Here is a 4655-nt window from a genome sequence, read left to right as displayed (position 1 = left end):
AGACGGCGTCGGCGGTGGGCCGCACGTGCAGGAACACGGTGTTCAGGCCGAGGTCCACCGCCTCGTCCAGGCGCTGGTCCATCTCCGCCTTCTGGTCCTCGGCGGACAGGCCCGGCTCGGAGGGCCAGTCGATGTTGCCGACCGTGGTCAGCCACGCCCCGCGCATCTGCCGCTTGTCCTGGGAGGCCTCGCAACCGGCCGCGCCGGGGCCGGGAAAGGACCCGGTGGGGGAGTGGGCCGCGCCGACGAGGGCGTATCCGGAGATCATGAGCCCCGACGCGGCGGCCGCGGCCACCCACCGGGAGCGCCAGCGCGGTGAGAGGCCGGCTCGTCGTTCAGGGGTCAAGGAAACTCCTCTGAGCTGCGTTGACATCCGTTTGACGTCACGTCGGGCATCAGAGTAGGCGAAGAAGTAACGTTTTGGACAACATGGGTGATTTTGGTGGTTTGAATCTCATCTGCCGGGGAAAAGCAACCACCCCCATCAGGGGCGGCGTCTCGACCCGGTCCGTCCGCCGGGACCGCCCGCGGGGAGGGCCCTCCCGCCGTGGGCCGGAACCGCCCGTCCCCGGGCACGCCTCAGACGGGGACGAGCGCGCCCGCCAACAGGAGCACGGACACGAGGGCGGCCACGGCCCCGACCGCCACCAGGTAGTGGCGGGGCCGGGTGGTGCCGGGCATCCACGCCAGGACCGCGAGCACGGCGACCAGGGCCGTGGCCCCGATCGGCAGCAGCAGCCGCCAGGCGCGGTCGAGGGAGTCCAGCGGCAGGTAGGGGTTGGCACCGTACAGCGCCAGCACCAGGGCCGGAAGGCCGATCACCGCGGCTCCGGCCCCGACGGCCAGGGTGAACCGCTCCTGTGCCTCGGCCCCCTGCGCCACCGCGAAGCTCGACATGCCGCCCAGCAGTGCCTGGAGCCGGTCCGACTCCTCGGCCAGTTCGCGCTCCATCGCCTCGCAGTGCTGTACGCCCGCGCGCAGCCGCGCCTCCCAGGCGGGCGCGCCGTCCGCCCCCGTGACCAGGCCGTCCCGCACGCGCAGGTAGGCCTCCTTGTCCCACCTCCAGACACACAGCACCTCGCGGTGGTCCTCCAGAGCCTGGTCGCGCGCCCGGCCGACGGCGGACGAGAGCTCGATGGTCGCCGCGAGCAGGGTGCGCAGCTGCCCGTCAGTCCGCCCGGCGAGGTGGTCGGCCATGCGCTGCTCCAGCTCGTAGCGCAGCTCCCGCAGCCGCAGCACCTCGTTGCGCGAGGACTCGGCGAACGCCTTCACCATGGCCACCGCCCTGGAACGCGTGTCCCCGACGATGCCGTGGGCGGGTTCGTCCAGCGAGGCCACGAGTTCGCCGTCGGGGCTTCCGGCGGCGGGCCGCTCCTGGCGCCAGCCGCTGCTCTCCGCCCACACGGCCTGCACGGCCAGGGCGACCACGGGCGCCTCGCCCCGCTCGGTGCGCACTCGGAACCGGCCGACCACGACCCGCCGCCGACCGCGGGGGCCGATCACCCTCAGCAGCGGTGCGGTGAGGGCCACCCTGGAGTCCCCGGGGCCGGACCCCGCCAGCTCGGGGGCGTCTCCGTGGACGACCCGCGCCTCGATCCCGTATCCCTCTCTGCGGGGGATGCCCGCGAGCACCGTTCGCCGGCCGTTGATGGATTCCATGGGAGAAGAGGGTAGTGACCCGTTCCGGCGGCCCTCGTTCCACCCAGGGAGGAACATCCGGCCACGGGAGCCCGACGATGGATGGGGCCCGCGCCGTCCGCGCTCAGGCTCCGGGCGGCGCCGTGGACTCGCGCACGACCAGCCCGGGAGGGGCGATCGCGGGCACGTCGGCCGGCACCCCGTCCAGCGCGGCCACGAGCGTCAGCGCGGCGGCCCGCCCGAGCCCCACCAGGTCGTGGCCGACCGTGGTCAGCCGAGGCTGTACGAGCGCGCCCAGGGGCAGGCCGTCGTGGCCGACGACGGACAGGTCCCGGGGCACCTCCAGCCCCCGCCTGCGCGCGGCGCTGATCCCGGCGATCGCCATCATGTCGTTGGCGAACAGGATCGCGGTGGGCCGCTCGGCCGCCGACAGCGCCTCGTCGGTGGCCGCGGCCGCCCCCTCGGTGGTGAAGTCGGGGACCGTCAGCACGACGGCGGACAGCCCGTGCCGCCGCACCTGCTCCTCCACGATCCGGCGGCGGAACCCGGTGTGCACGCGGTCCTCGGGGCCGCACACGTAGGCCACCCGCCGGTGCCCCAGCGAGGCCAGGTGCCGGACCGCCTCGACCAGCCCCCGCTCCTGGTCGGGGGCGAGCACCGAGGCGACCGGGTCGTCGCGCCAGGGCATGCCGATCAGCACCGAGGGGAGCCCGAGCCTCCGCAGCAGGTCGAACCGGGGGTCGCGGACCAGGCTCTCGGTGAGGATGACTCCGTCCACCCGGCGCTCCTCGGCCAGACGCCGGTAGGCGCGCCGTTCGGCGTCCTCCTCCTCGCCCACGATGTGCAGCAGCAGACCGTAGTCCAGGGGGGCGAGTTCGCGCTCGATGCCCGAGATCAGCACGCCGAAGTGCGGGTCGTAGGACAGCAGGTCGGGGGAGCGGCGCGAGACCATGCCGATGGCCCGGGTGCGGGCCCCGCGCAGGGCCACGGCCGCGGCCGAGGGCGACCACTGGAGCTTCTCCACGGCGTCGAGGACCCGCCGGCGGGTGGGCTCGGCGATGCGGCCCTTGTTGTTGACCACCTTCGACACGGCCGAGACCGACACCCCCGCCAGCGCGGCGACGTCGGAGATCGTGGGGCGGCCGGTGGACCCGCGGACGGCCGTCATGGCGCCTTCCGACCGGACGGGGCGCCGGGGGCTTGCTCGCGCACCAGTGCCGCTCCCTTCGCTGTGGCGGGCTTCCCCGCGCTCGCGCCGCCGCTCCCGGGTGTCGCGGGCATGGCGGGGGCGGGGCACGGACAGGTCGCCCGTGGGTGTGTGGAGGGCTTCCCGACGCGTGCCGGGGAGTCCTTGGGAAAACGATGAACCCGAACGTTTCGGCGGACCCTACCGCAGTGAGAGAGGTTTTTCCAGGTCTCGACACCCTAGTGGGAAAACGATATATCTACGACGTCAGGCACAGCGCGGGGAGTTGGCGGCACAGCGCGGCGCGACTCCGCCGGGCTCACCAGGGCCCCGGTCCGCGGGGGCGCGCCACCGTCCGGCCGTCCCCGCGGACCGGTTACGCCGGGTGTCGCGGTACACCCCCACCCACGAGGAAGCACCCATGAGGATCACCTCCGCCGACGTCATCGTGACGTGCCCGGGACGCAACTACGTCACCCTCAAGATCACCACCGAGGACGGGACCACCGGCCTCGGCGACGCCACCCTGAACGGCCGCGAACTCTCCGTCGCCTCCTACCTGCGCGACCACGTCTGCCCGCTGCTCGTGGGCCGCGACTCCGGACGTATCAACGACATCTGGCAGTACCTGTACCGCGGCGCCTACTGGCGGCGCGGCCCCGTCACCATGACCGCGATCGCCGCCGTGGACTGCGCCCTGTGGGACATCCTCGGCAAGCGGGTCGGCAAGCCCGTCCACCAGTTGCTCGGCGGAGCCGCGCGCGACGGCGTCATGGTCTACGGCCACGCCAGCGGCCAGTCCGTGGACGACCTCCTGGACTCGGTCGGCGGCTTCCTGGACCAGGGGTACCGGGCGGTGCGTGTGCAGGCCGCCGTCCCGGGCCTGGAGAGCACCTACGGGCTGCACCACCCCGGCACCGGCCACACCTACGAGCCCGCCGACGCGGCGATGCCCACCGACAACGTCTGGCACACCCCCGCCTACCTGGACTTCGCGCCCGAGATGATGAAGGCGGTCCGGGAGAGGTTCGGCTACGGCTTCCACCTGCTGCACGACGTGCACCACCGGCTCTCCCCGCTGGAGGCCGCCCAGCTGGGCAGGTCGCTGGAGCCCTACCGCATGTTCTGGATCGAGGACCCCACCCCGGCCGAGGACCAGGAGGCGTTCCGCGCGATCCGCCAGCACACCACCACCCCGCTGGCGGTGGGGGAGGTCTTCAACACGATCTGGGACTGCCAGCACCTGATCACCGAGCGGCTCATCGACTACATCCGCATGTCGGTCTCGCACAGCGGGGGCATCACGCACCTGCGGCGGATCTTCGACCTGGCCGACCTGTACGGGGTGCGCACCGGCTCGCACGGCGCGGGCGACCTGTCGCCGGTGTCGTTCGCCGCGGCCCTGCACCTGGACCTGACCGTGCCCAACTTCGGCATCCAGGAGTACATGGGGCACCTGGAGCCCGCCAGCGAGGTGTTCCGGACCTCCTACACCTTCGCGGACGGCTACATGCACCCGGGCGACGCGCCGGGTCTGGGGGTGGAGATCGACGAGGAGGCCGCGGCCCGCTACCCCTACGAGGCCCGGTACCTGCCGGTCAACCGCAGGCTCGACGGCTCGATGCACGACTGGTGAGGCGTCCGCCCCGGCCAGGTGGGACCCGGTCCCGTCCTTCGGACCGGCCTCGGCTCGCGGGGGTCCGGTCCGGGCGCGCACGGGCCCTCCCCGCCTGCGCCCGGCGCCGCCCGCCGTCCGGCAGCCGTGCTGCGCCTGAACGGCGCGTTCCGGCACCGTGACGCACGCCGGGGCGGGCGCGCGGGGGACGCGCGC

Annotated in this window: 4 protein-coding genes; 1 reads left to right on the top strand and 3 read right to left on the bottom strand. The window is 73.6% G+C overall.

All coding sequences use genetic code 11. The features are described 5' to 3' along the window. The 3 genes from DQW06_RS09750 to DQW06_RS09740 all read right to left on the bottom strand — a co-directional run. Positions 1-295: family 10 glycosylhydrolase (locus tag DQW06_RS09750; RefSeq protein WP_157983393.1), on the bottom strand; the 295-nt coding region annotated here is incomplete at its 3' end. A 284-nt stretch (positions 296-579) separates the two neighbouring features. After that, positions 580-1659 (bottom strand): hypothetical protein, encoded by a 1080-nt coding sequence (locus DQW06_RS09745; protein ID WP_013152208.1) that lies wholly within the window; start codon positions 1657-1659, stop codon positions 580-582. Between the two features lie 103 nt (positions 1660-1762). Then, a complete protein-coding gene (locus DQW06_RS09740; RefSeq protein WP_013152209.1) occupies positions 1763-2806 on the bottom strand; it encodes a LacI family DNA-binding transcriptional regulator in 1044 nt (347 codons plus the stop codon). A 439-nt stretch (positions 2807-3245) separates the two neighbouring features. Here DQW06_RS09740 and manD point away from each other — a divergent pair, with 439 nt between their 5' ends. After that, a complete protein-coding gene (gene manD, locus DQW06_RS09735) occupies positions 3246-4460 on the top strand; it encodes a D-mannonate dehydratase ManD (protein ID WP_117198317.1) in 1215 nt (404 codons plus the stop codon). The last annotated feature ends 195 nt before the right edge of the window (positions 4461-4655 follow it).

It is taken from the genome of Nocardiopsis sp. TNDT3 (assembly GCF_003427465.1).
Lineage (GTDB): Bacteria > Actinomycetota > Actinomycetes > Streptosporangiales > Streptosporangiaceae > Nocardiopsis > Nocardiopsis dassonvillei.
Note: the sequence above shows the minus strand (reverse complement) of the source record. Positions and strands in the feature narration are given on the sequence as shown.